17 protein-coding genes are annotated in these 20,040 nt (G+C 50.7%); 15 read left to right on the forward strand and 2 right to left on the reverse strand.

Going from position 1 to position 20,040, the window contains the following annotated elements; translation table 11 throughout:
* Nucleotides 1-3: 3 nt before the first annotated feature.
* The 14 genes from AXX12_RS10425 to AXX12_RS10490 all read left to right on the forward strand — a co-directional run bounded on the left by AXX12_RS10425 (nt 4) and on the right by AXX12_RS10490 (nt 16,194).
* The gene (locus tag AXX12_RS10425) at nt 4-651 is read left to right on the forward strand and encodes a CoA transferase subunit A (RefSeq protein ID WP_066241977.1); all 648 of its coding nucleotides are present in this window, start codon (nt 4-6) and stop codon (nt 649-651) included.
* 12 nt (nt 652-663) lie between these two features.
* On the forward strand, nt 664-1,320 hold the full coding sequence (locus AXX12_RS10430; protein ID WP_066241979.1) for a 3-oxoacid CoA-transferase subunit B: 657 nt from the start codon (nt 664-666) through the stop codon (nt 1,318-1,320).
* Between the two features lie 47 nt (nt 1,321-1,367).
* A complete protein-coding gene (locus AXX12_RS10435; RefSeq protein WP_066241982.1) occupies nt 1,368-2,726 on the forward strand; it encodes a hypothetical protein in 1,359 nt (452 codons plus the stop codon).
* A gap of 397 nt (nt 2,727-3,123) precedes the next feature.
* On the forward strand, nt 3,124-3,756 hold the full coding sequence (locus AXX12_RS10440; protein ID WP_231881880.1) for a methyl-accepting chemotaxis protein: 633 nt from the start codon (nt 3,124-3,126) through the stop codon (nt 3,754-3,756).
* Between the two features lie 17 nt (nt 3,757-3,773).
* On the forward strand, nt 3,774-4,574 hold the full coding sequence (locus AXX12_RS10445; protein WP_066241984.1) for an enoyl-CoA hydratase/isomerase family protein: 801 nt from the start codon (nt 3,774-3,776) through the stop codon (nt 4,572-4,574).
* A 25-nt stretch (nt 4,575-4,599) separates the two neighbouring features.
* Nucleotides 4,600-6,945 carry a 3-hydroxyacyl-CoA dehydrogenase/enoyl-CoA hydratase family protein gene (locus tag AXX12_RS10450; protein WP_197470691.1) on the forward strand — a complete coding sequence of 782 codons (2,346 nt, stop codon included), beginning with the start codon at nt 4,600-4,602 and terminating at the stop codon, nt 6,943-6,945.
* A gap of 14 nt (nt 6,946-6,959) precedes the next feature.
* Nucleotides 6,960-8,108, forward strand: coding sequence for a thiolase family protein (locus AXX12_RS10455; RefSeq protein ID WP_066241987.1), 1,149 nt, complete (start codon nt 6,960-6,962; stop codon nt 8,106-8,108).
* A gap of 252 nt (nt 8,109-8,360) precedes the next feature.
* Nucleotides 8,361-9,617: an efflux RND transporter periplasmic adaptor subunit gene (locus AXX12_RS10460; protein ID WP_066241990.1), complete on the forward strand. Its 1,257-nt coding sequence runs from the start codon at nt 8,361-8,363 to the stop codon at nt 9,615-9,617.
* Nucleotides 9,614-12,745 (forward strand): efflux RND transporter permease subunit, encoded by a 3,132-nt coding sequence (locus AXX12_RS10465; RefSeq protein WP_066241993.1) that lies wholly within the window; start codon nt 9,614-9,616, stop codon nt 12,743-12,745. The genes AXX12_RS10460 and AXX12_RS10465 overlap by 4 nt, the downstream gene beginning before the upstream one ends.
* Before the next feature lie 482 nt (nt 12,746-13,227).
* Complete coding sequence (locus AXX12_RS10475; protein ID WP_066241998.1) at nt 13,228-13,806, forward strand: RNA polymerase sigma factor; 579 nt, start codon at nt 13,228-13,230, stop codon at nt 13,804-13,806.
* Nucleotides 13,807-13,851: 45 nt separating this feature from the next.
* Entirely contained in the window at nt 13,852-14,076 is a 225-nt protein-coding gene (locus AXX12_RS10480) for a DUF1659 domain-containing protein (RefSeq protein WP_066242001.1), read from the forward strand.
* Between the two features lie 40 nt (nt 14,077-14,116).
* The gene (locus AXX12_RS10485) at nt 14,117-14,329 is read left to right on the forward strand and encodes a DUF2922 domain-containing protein (RefSeq protein ID WP_066242003.1); all 213 of its coding nucleotides are present in this window, start codon (nt 14,117-14,119) and stop codon (nt 14,327-14,329) included.
* A 291-nt stretch (nt 14,330-14,620) separates the two neighbouring features.
* The gene (locus tag AXX12_RS18775) at nt 14,621-14,764 is read left to right on the forward strand and encodes a YvrJ family protein (protein ID WP_074431353.1); all 144 of its coding nucleotides are present in this window, start codon (nt 14,621-14,623) and stop codon (nt 14,762-14,764) included.
* Nucleotides 14,765-15,081: 317 nt separating this feature from the next.
* Nucleotides 15,082-16,194, forward strand: coding sequence for an HD-GYP domain-containing protein (locus tag AXX12_RS10490; protein ID WP_066242006.1), 1,113 nt, complete (start codon nt 15,082-15,084; stop codon nt 16,192-16,194).
* 130 nt (nt 16,195-16,324) lie between these two features.
* On the opposite strand, the gene AXX12_RS10495 is transcribed toward AXX12_RS10490, so the two are convergent.
* Nucleotides 16,325-16,636, reverse strand: coding sequence for a hypothetical protein (locus AXX12_RS10495; RefSeq protein ID WP_066242008.1), 312 nt, complete (start codon nt 16,634-16,636; stop codon nt 16,325-16,327).
* 251 nt (nt 16,637-16,887) lie between these two features.
* On the opposite strand from AXX12_RS10495, the gene AXX12_RS10500 reads away from it, so the two are divergent.
* On the forward strand, nt 16,888-18,618 hold the full coding sequence (locus AXX12_RS10500) for an amidohydrolase (RefSeq protein ID WP_066242011.1): 1,731 nt from the start codon (nt 16,888-16,890) through the stop codon (nt 18,616-18,618).
* Nucleotides 18,619-18,770: 152 nt separating this feature from the next.
* On the opposite strand, the gene AXX12_RS10505 is transcribed toward AXX12_RS10500, so the two are convergent.
* Nucleotides 18,771-19,601 carry a hypothetical protein gene (locus AXX12_RS10505; RefSeq protein ID WP_066242015.1) on the reverse strand — a complete coding sequence of 277 codons (831 nt, stop codon included), beginning with the start codon at nt 19,599-19,601 and terminating at the stop codon, nt 18,771-18,773.
* Between the last annotated feature and the right edge of the window lie 439 nt (nt 19,602-20,040).

Raw genomic sequence — 20,040 nt, forward strand, 5'->3', positions numbered from 1 at the left:
GCTATGAGTAAGATTAAGCAGTATGAAGAGGCCGTTGCCCTGTTTGCGGATGGACAAACGATCATGATTGGCGGGTTCCTTGGGACAGGGACTCCGGAAAGTCTGGTAGACGGACTAGTTGCCAGAGGGGTTAAGAATCTGAACATTATTGCCAATGATACCGCGTTTCCTGAGCAAGGCGTAGGGAAATTAATCACAAACAAGCAGGCTGCTAAAGTGATTGTCTCTCATATCGGAACCAATCCGGAAACTGGCAGGCAATTTAATCAACAGGAGTTGGACGTGGAATTTTCGCCGCAAGGCACTTTGGCTGAACGGATTCGCTGCGGAGGGTCGGGCCTCGGCGGCGTACTGACTCCGACCGGCGTGGGTACTGTTGTCGAGCAGGGCAAAGAAAAAATCGTGCGGGGAGATAAAGCCTATCTGCTGGAACTTCCTTTGAAGGCCGATATTGCCCTGATCAAAGCCTGGCGAGCTGATACGGTTGGTAACTTGGTGTATCGGCGGGCGGCGAGAAATTTCAATCCGCTCATGGCCATGGCTGCTGAAATGGTCATTGTTGAAGCGGAAGAAATTGTTGAGGCAGGGAGCCTGGATCCGGATGAAATTATGACTCCCGGCATTTTTGTTGACATGATAATTAGGGGGTAAGGAGGTTTTTTCATGGCTACTCCGCGGGAGATTATTGCAAAACGGGTTGCGCGCTTTTTTAAGGCTGGCGATGTTGTCAATCTAGGCATTGGCATGCCGACAGCCGTAGCAAATTACTTACCCCAGGACTGCGATATTTTGTTGCACTCGGAAAATGGGTTTATTGGTCTTGGACCTACGCCGGCAGCGAATATGGCGGAAAAGGATGTGGTCAATGCCGGAGGTGCGCCGGTCAGCATTGTGGCAGGCGGAGCTTGCTTTGACAGTGGGCTGTCGTTTGCTATCGTCCGGGGCGGTCATTTGGCGGCAACAGTGCTAGGCGCGCTAGAAGTGGATGAGCAAGGCAACTTAGCCAACTGGATGGTGCCAGGTAAAATGGTGCCAGGCATGGGCGGTGCAATGGACTTGGTAGCTGGTGCGCGTAAAGTGATTATTGCGATGGAACATGCGACCAAAGACGGCGCGCCGAAGATTCTCAAACAGTGCAGCTTACCGTTGACTGCAGTTGCTGAAGTGGACTTGATTGTCACCGAACTGGGAGTTATGGAAGTAACGCCAACCGGTATTGTACTGAAAGAGTTAATGCCGGGAGTATCGGTTCAAGACATTCAGGCAAAGACAGAGCCAGTTCTCATTATTCCTGATGTGATCGAGTGTATGGAGTCTTAGATCTGCTAAAAAGCAGAATGAGAATAGTAAAATGAGGGGGAAATATTGTGCGTCGTACACTGTTAGCCGGATTTCTAGTTGCCTTCTTATTTATGTGTGTTTTGCCTGTGTCGGCAAATCCGAGTAGCGCCTTTTCTACGCTGTCACCCGCTCACTGGTCCTATGATTCTATGAAGGAACTCATTCAGTCTGGCTTGGTTGCCGGTGATGTTGACCGGTTTAAGCAGGGAAAAACACTCAGTCGCTATGAAATGGCGATTTTAGTGGCCAATGGCAATACCCGCATTGCCGATGCCACTGCCGAACAAAAGCAAATACTCGCCAAATTAACCACTGAATTTGCGCCTGAGCTGGACAAGCTTGGCGTAGCGCCGAAAGCGCCACCAGCCGCTAAAAAACTAAACATCATGATTGAACAGCGACTGCAATACAACTATACCAGCCTTGGAAAAACTGACGGCGGTAAATGGCCTGCCGGCAATGTTGTCGACCAAGACCAGTTTTCTGAACGGCTGCGGGTGTATTTGGATGCTCCGCTAGGTGACCAATGGCATTTCAACGCCCGGTTCTATCAGCAGAAGTTAAATTGGGGCGCAGATACAAATAATAGCTCCGGCGGGGATACTAACGGAAGATTTGACCGTTACTATGTGACAGGCAAAGATATTTTAGGCGGTAATCTAGAAGTTGGTAAAAATTTCTTATATCCAGGTAAAGGAACCTTCTTTGGCAACATGGGCGACATCGATGGTATCATCTACACTGCCAAAATGGATAAACTTAAGTTTCGCGGAGCGTACGCCAAGTTGGACTTCGTCACTAACGGCTCTGCTCCCGCAGGCGCTCTCCATTTGGCTGAAGTCAGTTATAAACCGACCCCCACCTCAGACCTTGGCGCCTATGTGTTGTCACATGAGTTGTCGCCTGGGAACAAAGATATTGATCTGTTCAGCGTTAACGGCGCAGTTCAACTGAGCGACAAGTTTTCTCTCTCCTATGAGTGGGCGAGAAATAACGCTGACGGCGCTGCATATCATGGTAAGTCAGGCTATATTGTTGCTCTGCAATCCCGCTACCAAAATACTTGGCGGATGCCCCCGATCTATGACGGCGCGGTGAATCCGTTCAAAAAAGGCGATTCGGCTTGGGCGATTTCTTACCGGCACATGCCAGCCGGAGTGTCCGGCCAGTTTAATCGTGGCGCGAACTCTATCGCTCCGCTATCCACTGATTCTTTAGGCGGCTATCAAAATAATTTGAATAACGTCAATGCTTGGCGTGCGGATTACTACTGCGTTCCCTGGAATAATGTGGCTTGGGCTGTAGTCTATGACCGCTCGAAAGAGATTGATAACAAGTTTACCAATAATAGTATACAGACGGCGTTTATCTTCCTATTTAAGTAATAGCAAGCATTAAAGCGGACCCGGCTGCTGCGTGCCGGTTGGTGTAGAGGGCTAGGTTCTATCTTCCTATTTGGATTGAGGATTTGACGGATGAGTGTCAGCACTCCTCCGTCACTTATCTTTTTCGTTGCTATATCATCGACATATAGTCGTAATAACAGTATTTGAGGAGGATATCATGGACGAGGAAGCTCAAATTCTTGAACATTTTTTGCACGTGTTTCCACTACTGAACAACTACTCTATTAATGAATTGGGCGTGGTCGTAACTAATCGTGAGAAGTATTTGTTGTTTAAGCCGGGTAAAGGTATGACCGATGTAAAGATTCCGGCAGGAACTCTATTGAAACCTGGTACGGCAGTGCTTCAAGCTATGAATGAAAATCGGCGGGTGGTCATGCGTGGCGATAAAGCGACCTTTGGTCTGCCCTATATTGCTTGCGCCTACCCGATTCACGGCTCACGGGGCGAAGTCATTGGCGGCGCGGTGCTCTTGGAGACAGTTGACAAACAAGATGAGTTAAAGGATTTAGCTGTCAGACTTAATGATGATATCAATGTTTTAGCCAGCACGACCGAAGAACTATCCGCCCAGGCGCAAGAAATCGCAACTGTCAGTGACAGTTTGGCCAAGGTGGCAAGTGAGTCGCAAACCCGAGTGAAAGAAACCGGTCAGGTGATTAGTCTGATCAAATCCATTGCTAACCAGACCAACCTACTTGGCCTAAATGCAGCCATTGAAGCCGCCAGGGTGGGCGATCAAGGGCGCGGTTTCGGTGTGGTGGCAGATGAAATCCGCAAACTGGCTTTAAGCAGTTCTGATTCAATCAGAAAAATTGAAGACATCATTAACACAGTGCAAAATGACAGTGCAGTGACTGGACAACAGTTGGCTTATGTCAACGAACTAGTAACTCAAATAGCGATCGCCATCACCAGCGTTGCCCAAACAATCGAGAAATCCAGCCAATTGACCGGCGATCTTGATCACATGGCCGAACGGCTGGTATCAGATCGAAGCGCAGGATAGACAAGGGAGGGTGAAGTATGGAGTTTGCCAAAATTGCATTTCAACAACAGCAGGGAATCGCTACCATTACGATTAACAGTCCGCAAAATTTAAACGCGATCACAGCCGATGTGGCTGAGGAGATGCTGGCGGCGTTGGCGGTTTGTGAGTCAGAGGAATCAGTGAGGGTTGTCGTGATCACTGGCGCAGGGCGGGCTTTCAGTTCAGGAGGCGATATCGCGGCAATGAAACAAGCATTAGCTCAGGGCAGTGCGGCCATCATGCTAGGGCCAGGCGTTAAAAAGGTCAGTCAGTTGGCTCTAGCAATCCGCAACCTGCGCAAGCCGGTTATCGCAGCTGTGAATGGCTTTGCTGCCGGGGCAGGGGCTAATCTAGCGCTGGTGTGCGATTTTCGCATCGCTGCCGAGCAGGCGCAGTTTATCGAGGCTTTCATTACTATTGGGCTGGTGCCGGACATGGGTGGAGTCTATCTGTTGACAAAGGCTGTTGGCTATGCCAAGGCGACCGAACTGTGCATGACCGGAGCTCCGCTCACTGCCCAGGATGCGCTGGCGTTTGGCTTGGTTAACCAGGTGGTGCCGGCGGAAGCGCTGGCGGAAGCGGTGGAGAAGTTCGCTCAAAAGCTCGCGGCAATGCCGCCCCTGGCTCTAGGCAGGATTAAAGCTTTGATTAACCGGGCGGCGTTTGACCGTTTTGAAATGGACTTGAGCAACGAGTATGAGTATCAACTGGCAAGCGCGGCAGAAGCGGATTTTATGGAAGGAATTAACGCATTCCTGGAAAAAAGACAGCCTGTCTTCACCGCGAAAGCGCGTTGAGGGGCAGCGAAAAGGAGGGTTTGTTGTGCTTGACATTCGAAAAGCAGCCGTCATCGGGTCAGGGGTAATGGGGGGAGCAATTGCAGCCCACTTGGCCAATGCCGGACTTGTGGTGACTCTTTTGGATATTGTTCCTGCTCAGCTTCTGGATGCAGAGGCGAAAAAGGGGCTCACTCTGCAGGATAGGGTGGTGCGCAATCGCATTGTTCTGCAGGCAAAGGAGAAAATGCAAAACCCCAAGTCTATGCAGCTTTATACAAAAACTAATCTGGAGCGTGTCACTTTCGGTAATCTGGACGATGATCTGGAACTCTTGCGGCAAGCGGATTGGGTCGTGGAAGCGGTAGTTGAAAATTTGCCAATAAAAAAAGAATTGTTTATCAAGATAGCGCCGTATCTCAAGCCGAATGTCATCTTGACTTCCAATACATCCGGTATTTCTGTCAACGCGATGAGCGAAGTCCTGCCTGAGGAACTCAAGCCAAACTTCTTAATTACGCATTTCTTCAATCCGCCGCGACATATGAGATTGTTAGAGTTAATCCCTTCACGCCATACAGCGGGCGGTCTGCTGGAATATGTGACCGAATTCTGTGAGGAGAAGCTTGGCAAAGGAGTCGTATTGGCAAAAGATACGCCAGGGTTTATTGCCAACCGGGTTGGGACGTACGCCTTGACGCTCACTATTCATAAGATGCTGGAGTATGGATTACGGTTTGAAGAAGTGGACGCCCTAACTGGCAGTGAAATCGGTCGGCCGAACACCGGAACATTCCGTTTGCTGGATATGGTTGGATTGGATACGCTCAATCATGTAGCGCCATATCTGAAAAGTAATGTCAATAGCGACAAGGAAAAAGCAGTACTGGCTCTGCCGGATTACATCGGCAAAATGCTGGCGGCTGGTTACCTGGGTGATAAATGCAAACAAGGCTTCTACAAAAAGGTGGAAGCCGAAACTTGGGTAATAGATCCGGTTACTCTGGAGTATGGGCCGAAGAAAGCTGTGGAATCTGCTGGCTTGGCTGCGGCTAAGGCGGCGAAGTCTTTGCCGGAGAAGCTTGACAGCATGATCAATGCTGAAGACCAGGCGGGGCGTTTTGTCTGGGATTGTATTAAGCATACGCTGTTGTTTGCCGCCAGCCTAATTCCTGCGGTGGCTAATGACGCGACTGCCATTGATAACGCTATGAAGTGGGGTTACAACTGGAGTGTTGGCCCGTTTGAGTTGTGGGATTTAATCGGGGTCAGAAAATCTGTCGAGCGGATGCAAGCTGAAGGTGAAACCATTCCCGCATTGGTAACAGACTTACTCGCTGCCGGTAAAACCTGCTTCTATGACAAAGACTCCGCTGTGACAACCGGCGAAAAAATTACTGTTATGCAGCTGAGAAAACAGTCTGAGCCGATCCTTGCAAATGCTGACGCCTCGCTGCTGGATTTGGGAGATGGGGTTGCCTGTTTTGCCCTTCACTCCCCGAACAGCAGCATCACTGATAACGCGATTGCTTTGATGAATCAGGCAATTAGCGAGGTGGAAGCCAACTATAAAGGTATGGTTATTGCCAGCAGCGGCAAGAACTTCTGCGTTGGCGCGAATCTGCAATTGGTCTTGGGGCTGGCGCAGGCGAAGAACTGGGCTGGACTGGAAAATCTGGTCAGTAATTTTCAGGATATGAATATGAATTTGAAGTATTGTTCCAAGCCAGTTATCGCCACGCCATACGCTATGACACTTGGCGCCGGCGCGGAGATGGCTATGCACGCGAGGCAAGTTTGCGTTTATGGCGAAACCTATTTAGGATTGGTCGAGATTGGGGTCGGCCTGCTGCCAGGCGGTGGCGGGACCAAGGAACTGCTATTGCGGACGACTGAGACGGCGCAGGCGGATGCTAAAGTTGACTTGACTCCGTTTGTCAGCAAAGCATTTGAGACCATCAGCACCGGTAAAGTATCTGCCAGCGGTTCAGACGCAATCCAAATTGGCTATCTGCGCTCAAACGATATCCTGGTCATGAATAAAGATACTCAATTACACCAGGCTAAGGCGGCAGTTTTACACCAGGCGCAGTTCCTCGATCCGAAGTACCGCACCCGGCAGTACCGCGTCGGCGGTCGAGGTTTGCTGGCTCTGTGTCAATATGTTTTATACAACAAGAAACAAGGCGGCTTTATCTCGCCCTATGACGAATATGTCGCCGGCAAGATTGCTCATGTGCTATGTGGCGGTAACGTGGCGGACAATACCCTGGTGACAGAACAGTACTTGCTGGATTTGGAGAAAGAAATGTTTGTCAGCCTGTGCGGCGAACCGAAGACCCAGGAACGGATGATTCACATGCTTAAGACAGGCAAGCCGCTAAGAAATTAGGAGGAGGTGTGGTTATGAATGATGCTGTAATTGTATCTGCCGTTCGAACGCCTGCTGGCAGGGCGCCGAAAGGTGTCTTCAAAGATGTGCGTCCTGACGAACTGGCTGCCGTGGCTGTCGCCGGTTGTCTGGCTAATTTGCCCCAGAATGTGGCTGAGCATATTGATGATGTCATCCTGGGTTGTGCGTTTCCTGAATTGGAACAGGGCTTTAATGTCGCCCGGACTGTAGCGGTCCGTGCCGGATTACCTTACTCGGCTGCCGGGATGACAGTAAATCGATTTTGCTCGTCCGGTCTGCAGGCGATTGCTGCCGCAACAGCAGAGATTGCGATGGGATGGGCTGATGTGGTAATCGCCGGCGGGGTTGAGAGTATGAGCATGATTCCGATGGGCGGCATGAAAATGACTCCTAATCCGTATCTGATGGAACAAAATCCGGGTTATTATCTGGCTATGGGGTTGACGGCAGAAGAAGTTGCTACGCGGTATGGAGTGACGCGCCAGATGCAGGATGAGTTCGCCTATAGTAGCTGCCAAAAAGCGGAGGCGGCTATTGCTACGGGCAGATTGCAAGGGGAAATCTCGCCGGTAATGGTGAGTCGGGAGGGGCGTCAAACCCTTGTCGCTATAGACGAATTGAAGAAGGGTGCGACTCTGGAGGGGCTGGCGGCGTTAAAGCCGGTTTTTAAATTAAATGGCACAGTGACCGCAGGCAATGCATCGCCAATGAGTGACGGAGCCAGCGCAGTTATGATCATGTCTGAGAAAAAGGCGCAGGAACTTGGGGCTAGGCCCTTGGGAAGATTAAAGAGTTTTGCTGTTGTCGGCGTGGAACCGGAAGTGATGGGGATTGGGCCAATAAAGGCGATTCCCAAAGTGTTGCAGCAGGCAGGTCTTAGTCTGAAAGATATCGGCTTGATTGAGCTAAATGAGGCGTTTGCTACACAGGCAGTTGCCTGCATCAACACACTAGGTATCAATCCTGAGATTGTGAACGTCAATGGAGGCGCCATCGCCCTAGGACATCCGCTCGGATGCACCGGCGCCAAATTAACAACGACTTTGTTACACGAAATGGCGAGACGCAAGGTTCAGTATGGCATCGTGAGCATGTGCATTGGCGGCGGCATGGGGGCTGCCGGGGTGTTTGAACGGTTGTAGCGGAATAACGGTATACCCCGGCAGCGCGCTCCACCCTCTCGGTAGTGGGAAAGTTGAAAACGTGCGAACATGGAAGAAGATCGCCGCGCTTCGCGAGGACTGAAGTACGTGGCGATCTTCTACTTTAACGGCTTTTCTTGATAATGAGGTTGAGAAGATAACGCTTTTCAGTCACAATTCTGTCAAATTTGCGAGTTACAATTACATCCAATACATAGTGTGCGATTTGGCAATGGCAGAGGGGTGATCCGGATGGAAGAAAACAAAACAGTGAAGCGGCGCAGTTTGACTGCTGGCGGCAAGGGTAAGCTGGTGGCTGGGATTTGTTTGCTGGCGTGTTTGGCATTTGGGCTGCATTGGGTATTGGCGAAGCCGGCGAGCAGTCAGAGTCAGCGACCGAGTGATATGAAGCCGGCGGTGAAAGTGGCTGTTTTAGAGAAGACGGATCTGTCGAAAAAGATCCAATTGACAGGGAAAACTGTGCCAGAGGCGCAGGTGGATATTGCTGCCAAGTATTCAGGTAAGATTTCGCAAGTGTTGGTGGCGTTAGGGCAGAGCGTGACGCCGGGGCAGGTGCTGCTGGTGCAGGATACGAGTGACGTCGAGGCTGCTTTGGCGCAGAACTCGGCGGCTTTGCGGGGTGCCGGCGCGGATGCTTTGCAAAGTGATGCCACTTTTCAGGCCAGTTATCATAAGGCAAAGGCTGACTATGACCGGGCGCAGACGAACGTAGGGCGGTATCGCAGCTTATTCGAGATGGGGGCTGTCTCTAAAGAGGCTTTGGATAAGGTGGAAGAACAACTGACTGCCGCCAAGGCTGACCTAGATATTTGGTCAAATCAGATGGTTGGCGGTAGCGCGGCTGCTGTGGTCTCGAAACAAGCGGCATTTGAGCGTGCTACGGCTTCTGTGGAGGCACTTAGACAACAGCGAAGCGACATGATTATCCGCGCGCCGCGGGCAGGCGTGATCGGCTTCCGGCAGGCTGAAGTCGGTGGTATGGCGCAGGCTGGGCAGAAGCTGTTAGCCATTGTTGATAATAGCAAGATTTATGTCGATAGTTCGGTATCGGAAAAAGATATTGGTCAGATCGCCTTAGGCACGCCGGCGCAAGTCTCTGTTGACTCGCTGGGTAAGGCCTATAGCGGCAAAGTCATTTATATCAGTCCGTCGATGGACAGTGCGACCCAGGCGTTTACGATCAGGCTGGCGCTTGAGGCTGCCGATGAAAGCCTGAAGGCAGGCATGTTTGCCAGAACAGATATTACGGTTGTTTTACGAAAAGATACTCTGATTGTGCCAAAGGAAGCGGTTGTTTCTCTCAACGGCATTGACCGCGTGTTTGTCATTGATGCCCAGAACCAGGTGCAGGAACGTGTGGTGAGGCTTGGTTTTCGCAATGACAACAGTATCGAAGTTATTGAAGGGCTAAGCGCGGGCGAAAAAGTGGCAATTACTAATATTGCCCGACTTAAAAACGGCAGCGCCGTCACCGAGGTGGCGCCATGAACATCACGCGGTTTTCGATCAAACGACCAGTCGGCATTAGCATGATCATTCTGCTGTTTGTCGTTTTGGGTCTGTATAGTTTGCAGCATATCGGCGTGGAACTGTTGCCGGCTTTGAATACTCCCTATGTCACGGTCAGTGTCCGTTATCCGGGAGCAGGCACGAAGGAGATGGAGTCCCAGGTTATCAAACCGCTGGAGGATGCGCTGTCGTCGGTGGCTCATCTCAAACATATGACCTCAATCGCCAGTCCGGAAAATGCTCGCGTTATTCTGGAATTCGATTTTGCCGCTAACGCGGATATCGCCTCCATCGATGCCACTAAGCAGGTCAACTCGGTCAGACGTAAGCTGCCTGATGGCATTGATGAGCCGGTTGTCATTAAACGGGATATTAACTCATCGCCTGTGCTCGAAATCGCGGTTATGGCCAATGAGCCGCTGGCTGATGTCTATATGAAGGCTGACAATGTATTCAAGGAACGCTTGCAACGGGCTGATGGCGTGTCAGAAGTGCAACTGTACGGCGGGCGAGACAAAGAAGTCGCTGTCGAGGTTGACCGTGGCAAGCTGCAGTTTTACCAGCTGGCCTTGAACCAGATTGTCAGCGCGATACGCAGTGAAAATGTGCTGCTGCCGTCAGGGACGATTTACAGTGAAAAAACGCAGGCCGATGTCCGGCTGCTGGCTCAATACCAGACCCCGGCTGAGATCGGCAAGCTGCAGGTAAACAACGCATCAGGCACAGCAGTTTCCCTGGACGCTGTCGCTGATATTCAGGAAAAAGACGCTCGCGTCAGCCGCTATAGCCGCACCAACGGCGCTGATGTCATTTCGTTGTCTGTCTATATGAACAGTGACGCCAATATCGTCAACACGGCCAAGGCCGCTCTGGCGCAGTTGGATACGCTGCGAGCGGAATACCCCAACTATGATTTTGTCGTGATTACCGACACTTCGAAATATGTGAGCGATTCGCTGTCCAATACCTTCGGCAGTCTGCTGGAAGGTCTCTTCACCACAGGGTTGATCCTGTATCTGTTTTTGCGCGGCTGGCGCTCGACTGTGGCGGTTATTATCGCGATTCCCACTTCGCTGATTGCCACCTTTTTTGCCATGTATATCGCCGGTTTTAGTTTTAACATGATGTCGCTAATGGGGATGGCGCTCTGTATCGGCATACTCGTCGACGACTCGATCGTGGTACTGGAAAATATCCACCGCCACTTGCATTTAGGCAAACCGGCCGATATTGCCGCTGAGGAAGGACGAAATGAGATTGGGATGGCCGCGATCGCCATTACACTCTGTGATGTCGTGGTCTTCATGCCTATCGCCTTTATGACTGGCATGACGGGACAGTTCTTCCGGCAGTTCGGTCTGACGATCGTGTTTGCCACCTTGTTTTCCTTGTTAATTTCCTTTACCTTAACGCCGATGATCGCCTCCAAACTGTTCAGAAATGGGCTGTGGACGCCAAAGGGCCGGGTCTGGGAGTTTATGGACCGGTTGGAACAGACGGCAGTCGAACGTTACGAAGTATTGCTGCGGCAGGCGCTGGCAAATCAAAAGAAAGTAGTCGGCGGAGTCATGGCATTGTTTGTCTTTTCCCTGTCGCTGTTGCCGCTGGGCGTGATTGGGTCTGAGTATATGCCGCGGACAGATGAAAGCAGTTTTCGGATATCTGTAGAGCTGCCGGTCGGGCAAAACCTTGACCAGACCAATCAGGTGGTGGCCTCGTTAGAACGAATGGTAGCCGATATTCCGGAAGTGACAAATTATCTGTCAAGCGCAGGCAGTCCGACCAGCAATAACGGTTCTCTGTCTGTCAGGCTGGTTGGGCGAAAAGACCGTAATCGCAGTGTTTGGCAGATCACTGACGAGATTCGCGCCTATGCAGCGAAAAATCTGCCAGGTGTGACCGTACGAGTCAATGAAACGCAGTCTTCTGTGGCTGGCGTGTCGGGAGCCGGCATGGGTGGGGGCGGCGGCTCGCCGGTGCAAATTCAGCTTTTAGGCGCGAACATCGATAATCTCGTCAAGGCCAACAGCCAAGTCAAGGCAATGTTGGCTACGGTGAATGGAGTCAAAGATATTCGCAGCAACTACACTGAGGGCTTGCCAGAGATTCAACTGTCAGTTGATCGGGAAAAGGCGAAGTTCTACAATACTTCAGTAGCCGAAATCACGAGTGTGTTCAACGCCGCTATTGCCGGCCAAGCCGCCGGAGTGTATGCGAATGACCCCAACAACGACGGACAGGATACCGATATTAAAGTCAGGTTGAAGGGAAGCGACGGTTTTACCGTATCGGATTTGGAAACGATCCCAGTCATGGCGGGGAAAAATTATATCACTCTTGGCAGTGTGGCGTCTGTCAGTGAAGGAACGGGGCCGGTCTCCTTGTACCGGGTGGATAAACAGCGGGCGATTACCCTGCAGGCCAATATCACCGACCGACCGCTACAGGAGGTGATGAATGACATCTCAGCAAAGCTGACACCTGCTGTGTTAGGTGAAGACATTAGCTACCGTTTTTCCGGTCAGGCGAGCAGCATGAATGATACCTTCAGTGAGATGTTCAAAGCGTTGGCGCTTTCGCTTACTCTGGTGTATATGCTGCTGGCGGTTCTCTATGAGTCGCTCTTAACGCCGCTGATCCGGATGTTCTCGCTGCCGCTGGGATTGATTGGTTCGCTGATATTCTTAGCGATCACCGGCAATAGCATTAACCTCTACTCCTTGATTGGCATCCTGGTCATGGACGGATTAGTAGCGAAAAATGGAACCTTACTGCTCGATTACACGCTCACATTAATGGACGAAGGCGTCGGCGCGCTCGACGCGGTGATCGAGGCAGGCAAAACCCGGCTGAAACCGATTTTTATGACCACTATAACTATGGTAGTCGGCATGCTGCCGACCGCGCTGGCTATGACTGAGGGATCGGAAACCCGGGTAAGCATGGCCTGGGTCTTGATTGGCGGGTTGCTGACATCGACAGTGTTTACATTGATTATTATACCGATTGTGTTTTTGTACTTCGAGACCACGGCGAAGAGACATTGGAGTGGGATGTTGCAGATGGCGGCTCGGGCGAAGGCTAAGTTGCAGGCGGTGCTGGGGTAGAGGCGCAAAGTAGGCGGATACCTTAGCACTAGCGACACTAGCGGCACAATGGGGGGGGACGGAGAACGGTAGCACGAGCGCCACTATGCGGGGTACGGTTTATAATGCCCACATTGTGAGCATAGCGCTATTGTCCGCCGTTCTTTTCCGTCATCATTGTGGGGCTAGTGCGGCTAGTGGCGTTTGTACTATCGTCATTTAATTCCCCTCTTGAGAGGAGTGGCCCGAAGGGACGGGGTGTGTCGTTCTCAACTCCCGAAGTATATATATCAAAGCGGTACTTGACTTGAATGGGATTCAGGTCAGGTACCGCTTTTTCCTTTGCCCAGCTATACATATTCGATCGCCACGGTCTAGGCTTTATGCTCACTCGCGCGTCGACTGACGCTCGCTCGGCTTTTGCCGGTAATTGGCCGCACGTGCTATTCTGCCTTTAGCGCTAATACAGAGGAACCGGTTCCTCACCTAAGGGTGAGGGTAAGTTGGATTTACAAAAGTTGGTTTTACAGGCTCAGGTAGGGGATGCAGTGGCATATGACACAGTTTGTCGACAGTTTCGTGGCTTGGTTATGAAGCAGGCCAGACAGGGACACTTGGCGGGAATTCGTGAGGATGCGGAAAGCGAGGGTTGGTTGGCGTTGGCGCAGGCGGTGAAGGACTATGATCCGGCGCGCGGTGTTCCCTTTGCCGGGTATGCTGAGCGTTGCGTTAGCTATCGGCTGTGGAATGTGTTTAAAAAAGAACGCCGTCGCTGGCAGACTGAGTCGCCGTTAGAAGACGACCGGACAGATGAGGACGGCGAGAGCGATCGACCAAGCCTGCTTGAACGCCTAGCGGCATCAGATGATGTGGTTGGCGAGGTACAGCGGCGGGAACAAAGAGAAGAGTTGAGGCATGCGTTAACTATCCTGCCAATTCGACAGCGCCAAGCGGTCACGGCGACGATAATTGGCGAAGGGAGGCTAGTTGATTTGGCTGTTGAATGGGGCATCAGTATCCAGGCAGTGCATGCTACACGTAAAAAGGCGCTGTTGAGTTTACGACAGTGTTTTGAGGTTTAAATTCGCTTCTGCCAGGAATGTATCTGATTGAAGGGAGGTGAGAACATGGCAATAGTCAATATGCCGCAGGCAGCACGCCTGCAGATCAAAGTCCAGACTGGGCTCAACGCCAGCGGCGCGCCGGTGTACCGGGTGCGTAGCTTGCAGAACCTCAAAAATGGCACTGTTGATGATTCAGTCTATGCAGTTGCTCAAGGGCTGGCCAGTCTGCAACAGCACACTGTGGTCGCGATTTCTCGTCAGGATGATGCCAATCTCATCGATCAGTAATATGGATCGGTGAAATAAGTAGTAAAGGAGGTGAAATCACATGGTAAAGACACTGGAACTGGTTTTTCGCAATGAGTCAGGCCAAGAAGTAACCCTCAGTCTGGCCGACCCGAAGGACGCGCTAACCAAAGCCGAAGCCCAGACTGTCATGCAGGATATCATCGCTAAAAACATCTTCACCAGCAAAGGTGGAGATTTGACAGATGCGGTGGATGCGCGGGTGCGGAGCAGAGACACTGTATCACTAGCTTAGGGCAGACCGTTGATAAGGGCCAATCTGCGTTGCACCCGTAAAGGGTAGGCCGCCAACTCTAAGGCGCTAAAGCGCCAAGAGTTGCGCACTCAGCCCCGAGTTTCTCTTGCTTGCGTACCCGTATTGTACGCGCGCGCAGGAAACTCGGGGCTGCCTAGTGATGCTATCCCGCCTGTCTTGTCAGGTAATTTCTAGTCTCATAGGTAACAACATCTCGACCCTTCTGAACGGTCTGCACGAATTTTAGATAAACGGAACGATAAACTGTCGTATGCGAAAGGAGGCATCAGTATGGAAAAACTGCTTGAGTACTCGGCTAATTACGGGTTTCCGATGGTGGTCGCAGGCTATCTGCTTGTCCGCATCGAAAGCAAACTGGATAAGTTGGCGGCCAGCATCCATGGCCTCGCGAATGTGATTGCGTCGAAGTTGTGATAAAACAAGGCAACAAGGGGACGGTTCTTCTGCATCATTAATGATACAGAAGAACCGTCCCCTTGTTGCCTTCTCTCGAATCCTGCCTGAACCGTATGGACTATGATGACAGTAGCAATTGAGACCAAAGACCCATGGATACAGGACCTTAGTCTCTGGCTGTATGCCTATTAACAGGATACTATTATTTTAAGTCTTTAGATATGGATGTAATTTGTTGAGTTTAAATAGATGTCGTTCAACCCGTTTTTCGCGGATTTGGTGGAAGGCGGGTTCTTAATATTTGTCAAGCGTAAGATTTGAGGGGGCATTTCCAAATGCAGAGGGTATCATTACCATTTTTGCAAGCAGGCATGATGGTAGCAAAAGGCGTTTATAGTTCAGACGGGCGGCTTTTGTTGAGCGCCGGGACAATACTTGCCGAAGGGACTATCCCGAAAATGCAGAACCTCGGGGTTGGTTCAGTCTATATATGCAATCCTCTGTTTACCGATCTGGAAGTACCAGAGCTGATTAATATTGATACTCGCGTCAAGACGATTCAGGCGCTGCAGAGCGTCGTACGGAAATTTGAGAAGACGAATGAGCTCAATATTGAGCCGCTGAAAGGGGCAGTGCGGCAGCTCGTTGCCGAGATAATCAGTAACCGCGAAGCAATGATTCACCTTATTGACTTAAGGACCTTTGACGACTATCTTATTGCCCATTCGGTCAATGTTTGCATATTATCGTTATTAACAGCTGTCAACATGGACTACAATGAAGCTAAGCTGGTTGATTTGGCAATGGGCTGTCTGTTGCATGATTTAGGAATGACGGCAGTTCCGGAAGAGATCCGGGCCAAGGTGGGCAGCCTTACGCCAAAGGAAAGTTCGATTGTCCAGACACATGCTGAGGTCGGTTTTAATTATATTCGCAAGGTAAGGGATATGTCGGTTCTTGCCGCCCATGTCGCGTTCCAACACCACGAACGGTTTGACGGCAAAGGATACCCTCGGCAGATGGCGGGAAACGAGATTCATGAGTATGCACGAATTGCCGCCGTTGCCGATATCTTTGATGCCTTGATCTCTGATCGACCGTATCGCAAGGGTATGCTGCCTCACGAAGCGTATGAAATCTTAATGACACTAGGTGATTCGCTTGTGGATCGGGAAATCGTGAACATATTTTTAGAGCATGTTGCAATCTACCCAATGGGCAGTGTTGTGCAACTAGGCAGTAACGAGATTGGGATTGTAACCACAGTTTTACCTAAAATGCAGTCACGGCCGATCGTCAAACTGTTGACAGACACAAACGGCGAGCTTTTGCAGGAACCTCGAGAAATTAACCTGGCCGAGCATTTGACCTTATTCATAACCAGGGTATTGAAGGAACAAGAGATCTTTGAACTGGGGAAGTCAGTAAGAGATGAGCAAGAGAGTTGAGACAACGAAAAAGCCTGCGAGCATCGCAGGCTTTTTAAACTTCTCGGGATCAGTGGGAGTAGACGTAAGAGGATAACACTAGCCCCACAGTGCGCCACTACTAACCGTTTCTGCATTTTTTCCGCTTGTGCTAACGCGCCATCAACTCTTCATCCATCTCGTATGAAGAGTTGATGGCTTTTTGCAGGGCATCGGCGCTGATGCCTTGGTCCCAGTGGTCGAAGTAGCAGGGGAAGCTGGCGCCGCAGGTTTGACATAGGACGTATTGACGGGATTCTTTTTGCTCGCGGTTGTCATAGAGATAGGGTAGGAATTCGTTGCGGTTGCATTCTCCGGGTGCGTTTGCATCAATTGCATAGGAATATTCGTAGGTGACCTCGTATCTTAATAGTAGTTGGTTATTATTGCAACTTGGACAGACGATAGAGTTCGTTTGCTGCATAGTACACCTCCTGTTTCGGCTTACTGTTAGTATGTCCGATCGCGAAACTGAGAATTCGGGAATACTAAAGAGAACGAAAGACACGTTAACCGCAGAGTACGCAGATTTCGCAGAGGGTGCACAGAGGGTAATGGAGATTGATTATTGGACCGAAAGGCGCAAGAGTAAAGGAATAAGGCTACAGAGAACACGAAAAAGGGCGCATTAATCGCTGAATGTGCAGAGTTTGCGGAGGGTGGCTGCCAAGGCTAATGGACATATATATAAAGGCAGGCGAGAAAGTGGCTGGTAATTTAATCGCAGATATCGTTTTGAAAAATGGGTTTGTTTATACGGCTGATGCTGGCGATTCGGTGCATGAGGCGACCGCTATCTTGGGCGACCGCATTTTGTTTGTTGGCAGCAATGACGCTGTGCAGAGGTATATTGGGCCTGCGACTAAGCTGATTGATTTGGGAGGCAAGCTCGTCATTCCGGGGATGATTGACTCTCATATTCATCCGCCTGGATTATCGCTGCTTGAACTTTATGAGGTGAAGCTGTTCGACAGCTCAACTTTTGAGGGTTATCTTGACGCTGTTAGAGAGTTCTTGCTCCAGAATCCAGACACCAAATTGGTCTATGGTCGGGGCTGGTCATGGGGGATTCTCCAAGGGGAGGAACTGAATAGAGGCCCGCGCAAGGAATATCTTGATGGGATTTCCACCGCAATTCCGATCGTGCTACGCGCGAATGACGGCCATACGCTGTGGGTCAACTCCAAGGCCCTGGAAGTCAATTGTGTTACTGTGGAGACAGACGTTCCTCACGGCGGCGTGATTGAACGCGACCCGATCAGCGGAGAGCTGTGGGGCACGCTGAAAGAAGCGGCGATGGGTCTGATTGCGCTGCCAGAATATAGTATTGAACAGTATGTGGCGGCCATGTTGAATTTTCAGCACAAAATGCATCGCTATGGCATCACTGGCATACTGACTATGGGAAGTCTAACGTTTAAAAATATTTTTGCCGCCTGTGAGGCGATGCGGCAGCAGGGAAAACTGCGACTGCGCGTCCGGGGGGCTGTCAGTATTACGCCGAACGAGGATGTTAAAGCACAGCTTGCAGCCATTGCAGAGCTGCGGGAGCAATACGCGGCTCCGCAACTGAAGCTAATTACAGCGAAGTTTTTCACCGATGGCGTGGTGGAGGGTGGGACTAGCCATTTGCTGGCGCCTTATACTTCGGCTTGCGGCAAAGGCGACAACCACTATGGCGAGTTTCTCTGGGATGAGGAAAAACTGCAGCAGGCGTTTACCCTGGCCAATACGGATGGGCTGCAGATTCATGTTCACTCGACAGGAGACGCATCCACCAAGAAGGTACTCGATGCGCTGGAGTATGCGGGTACTGCCGCTCCAGTAGGAGATTATCGCAATACGATTACTCATCTACAGTTGGTTGATAACCAGGATATTCATCGTTTTAAGGACCTCAAAGTGATTGCCAGTGTTCAGCCCTATTGGCAGTTCAAAGGGCCGAAATGGTGGCGGCAGGTAGATTATCAATTTTTGGGCGAACGGGCAGAAAGGCAGTTTCCACTGGGATCGTTCTTCAAAAGCGGCATCACAGTCGCATCATCGTCAGATTACCCGGCAACTGTTGAGGCCTATCCGCTGCGGGCGATTGAGATCGGTGTCACCCGCAATCTGGATAACGGGCCGCTGTTTGGAGTTGAGGATATTACCGATATCGATGATGAACGCTATCTACTGAATAAAAACGAGCGGGCGACAGTAACGGGAATGGTCAAAAGTTTCACCATCAACGGGGCGTATATGCTGTTTATGGAAAACGAAACCGGGTCCATCGAACCCGGCAAGTTGGCTGATTTGGTTGTGCTAGATCAGAACATCTTGGCGATCAATCCGTTGGATATTGATAAAACCAAGGTGATGCTGACGATTTTCGGCGGGGAAGTCGTGTATGAGAATAAAAATTGAGGCGTTACGGAGATAATGTGGACGTAGATTACACTAACCGCAGAGTGCGCAGAGGTCTCAGAGGGTACGTGGGATTATTGCAACAGTCCGGAGTCTTCTGCGAGTCCCTCTGTGTACTCTGCGTACTCTGCGGTTCGGTAGCCTCGTCTTCCCTAAAAAGTGCTGTGGTTGTCTTTATAAACACACGCCAAATGCTTACTGCAAGCCACTCCACCGTGTTGGCAGGAAATTAGGCTGTCGGGGTGGCAGTGAAAGCTACTGCTGTCAATAGGCAGTATCAGCGAGAAGACAAGCTCGATCTGGGTTGCGCTTCCTTCGATCAGCATTGTTGTGGCTCCTTCTGCGCCAAGGATGCCGCCGGCGGCGATAACTGTGGCTTTTACCCCAGTTAACGCTTCGATTGCTTCTTTTTCTGTGATGATTTTACCGGTGAGTGGCAGCACGCCGACCGCCATGCCCATAGACTTCTCGATGCGTTTACGGCCGGCGAGTTTGCAGTTTTCTATGATTGAGCCGGGGATAAGCTTTTCCAGTCCAGCGGCGATAATTGTTTGGATGCCTTCGCTCCATAAGATGCCCAGAGCATTTCCGGCGGCGCTGCCACCCTCGAGTCCGGCCAGCAGACCGGCTACCCCGTGCTGATCAATGGCATTGGCGCCGGTGATGAAGACGTCGGATGATTGCAGAGTCAGTAATTCTTCGGTTAGCGAGGTATCAATCGCTCGCCAATCACCATTTTCAATGACGACGATGTGCGGAGCCTTTGCCTGGGTTGGCGCAGTTCGCGCGCCACCTGGGACAAACCGCCCGCCTAGTCGCATTTGGGGAACGCCTAGAGTTTTGGCGATATATGCGACAGTTGTGCCAGACTTAAGGACAACTTTGCCATGCTGGAGGGCGTATTCAACTGCCGGTAGCTTCAAAATGGCGGCGGCGATGATGACCTTTGCTTGACCTGGTGTCAGGGTTATTTGAGCAATCATGGAAGCCTCTCCTTTCTGAGTAGAAATTAGCAGTACGATGAGCACAAGCGGCACTAGGCTTATAAGAAATACCTCTGCGAGGTCTTTTTATGGAACGGAGTAACGTTTATAGCGCAAAGATCGCAAAGCCTGCGAAGCGCACAAAGGGATCTTAGTTAATAAATACTGCTTTGCGACGCTAGTACGCTTCGCGGGCTTTGCGCTAACGGACTTCTACGGTTATAATTTCTGGACGTACAAAAAACCTGGCTTAGAGCATTGCTAAGCCAGGTTTCTATACACTTATTTCATTAAAACGGCCAAGGATAAGCAGGTAAAAAGCAATCCGCTGGCTAGTATGCCATGCACCAGATGCTGTTCTAAATGATTAGGTTTGATAATGCTGCGGTGTTTGTAATACTGGTGAGTATACATTTCTTCTTGCACGAGCTTTACCCTC

The organism is Anaerosporomusa subterranea, assembly GCF_001611555.1.
Taxonomy (GTDB): domain Bacteria; phylum Bacillota; class Negativicutes; order Sporomusales; family Acetonemataceae; genus Anaerosporomusa; species Anaerosporomusa subterranea.